The organism is Ornithinimicrobium sp., assembly GCF_030537745.1.
Lineage (GTDB): Bacteria > Actinomycetota > Actinomycetes > Actinomycetales > Dermatophilaceae > Ornithinicoccus.
In genome coordinates this window covers 3,954-5,238 of sequence record NZ_JAUNVI010000107.1, presented here as the reverse complement: position 1 = coordinate 5,238, position 1,285 = coordinate 3,954, and the positions used below count along the sequence as shown (strand labels likewise).

At 66.8% G+C, this 1,285-nt stretch carries 1 protein-coding gene; it reads left to right on the top strand.

Annotation, left to right across the window (positions count from 1 at the left end; translation table 11 throughout):
- A partial coding sequence (locus Q4P07_RS13945; protein WP_303375521.1) for a phosphoenolpyruvate carboxykinase (GTP) occupies positions 1–1,161 on the top strand: 1,161 nt, incomplete at its 5' end.
- Positions 1,162–1,285: the final 124 nt, after the last annotated feature.

Genomic DNA, 1,285 nt, shown 5'->3' with positions numbered 1-1,285 from the left:
CTGCTGGGCAAGAAGTGCTACGCGCTGCGCATCGCCTCGGTGATGGCCCGCGACGAGGGCTGGATGGCTGAGCACATGCTCATCCTCAAGCTCATCAATCCCGAGGGAAAGACCCACTACATCGCCGGCGCCTTCCCCTCGGCGTGCGGCAAGACCAACCTGGCCATGATCTCCTCCACCCTGCCCGGTTGGAAGGCGGAGATCGTCGGCGACGACATCTCCTGGATGCGGTTTGGTCCCGACGGTCGGTTGTATGCGGTCAACCCCGAGTTTGGTCTGTTTGGCGTCGCGCCGGGCACCGGCCGATCCACCAACCCCATCGCGATGGACACCATCGAGCGCGGCAACTCGATCTTCACCAACGTCGCGCGCACCCCGGACGGCGACGTCTGGTGGGAGGGCATGACCAAGGAGAAGCCGGCCGAGCTGATCGACTGGCACGGCGACGAGTGGACCCCCGAGTCGCAGACCCTCTCCAGCCACCCCAACAGTCGGTTCTGCACCCCCATCAAGCAGTGCCCGTCCATCGCGGCAGAGTATGACGAGCCCAATGGCGTGCCGATCTCGGCGATCATGTTTGGCGGTCGGCGCAAGACCACGGTGCCCCTGGTGACCGAGTCCCGCGACTGGCAGCACGGCACCTTCATCGGTGCCACGCTGTCCTCGGAGACCACCGCGGCTGCCACCGGCGAGGTGGGTGTCGTGCGTCGCGACCCGATGGCGATGCTGCCGTTCATGGGCTACAACGCCGGCGACTACCTCAACCACTGGCTGGAGATCGGCAAGTCCGCAGACGCGGACAAGCTGCCCAAGATCTTCCTGGTCAACTGGTTCCGGCGGGACGAGGACGGCGGCTTTCTTTGGCCTGGCTTCGGGGAGAACACCCGCATCCTGAAGTGGATGGTCGATCGGATCGAGGGCAAGGTCGAGGCGCACGAGAGCCCGATCGGTTTCCTGCCCAACGCCGCTGACCTCGACCTCGACGGCCTGTCGATGACGCAGGAAGACGTGGCCAAGGCGCTCGCCTTCTCCCCGAGCGAGTGGGAGGCCGAGCTGCCGCTGATCAAGGAGTGGCTAGCCACGTTTGGCGATGACCTGCCGGGCGCCCTCGGAGACGAGCTGGCCACGCTGGAGCAGCGACTCCAGGAGGCGAGCGCCTGATGGCGATCGCTCCGGACCAGGCCCCGGACCCCGGCGAGGGCAAGCCGCTGCTGGCGGACGGGCCGCTCCCACCCGGGCACGGAGACGTCGCCCAGCAGGTGGAAGACCTCGACAAGAGGATCCG